Here is a 345-nt window from a genome sequence, read left to right as displayed (position 1 = left end):
TTGGTGCAACATCAATCACTGCAATCGACAAGGTAAAAGTTGTACTTCCGCCAGAATTCGTTACTGTAACTTCATAATCTGTTGCCGATTGTAAAACCGTTGGCGTTCCAGAAATTATTCCAGTTATTGTATCAAATGATAATCCAGTTGGCAAACTTGGAGCGATTGAAAACACCAGATTTTCTCCTGAAACTGTTGGTTGTAAATTGGTAATCGCTTCATCGATTGTGAAAACATTTGGCGTTGTATAACTTAAACCATTTGGTGCAACATCAATCACTGCAATCGACAAGGTAAAAGTTGTACTTCCGCCAGAATTCGTTACTGTAACTTCATAATCTGTTG

Annotated in this window: 1 protein-coding gene; it reads right to left on the bottom strand. The window is 38.0% G+C overall.

What is annotated here, in order from left to right:
* Positions 1–345 (bottom strand): putative Ig domain-containing protein (locus tag G6042_RS00570; protein WP_211161592.1); only part of this gene is annotated, 345 nt, incomplete at both ends.

Origin of the sequence: Flavobacterium solisilvae (genome assembly GCF_012911605.1) — a bacterium.
GTDB classification, from domain to species: Bacteria; Bacteroidota; Bacteroidia; order Flavobacteriales; family Flavobacteriaceae; genus Flavobacterium; species Flavobacterium solisilvae.
The sequence above is the reverse complement of the archived record's forward strand: the minus strand, read 5'-3'. Positions and strand labels throughout refer to the sequence as shown.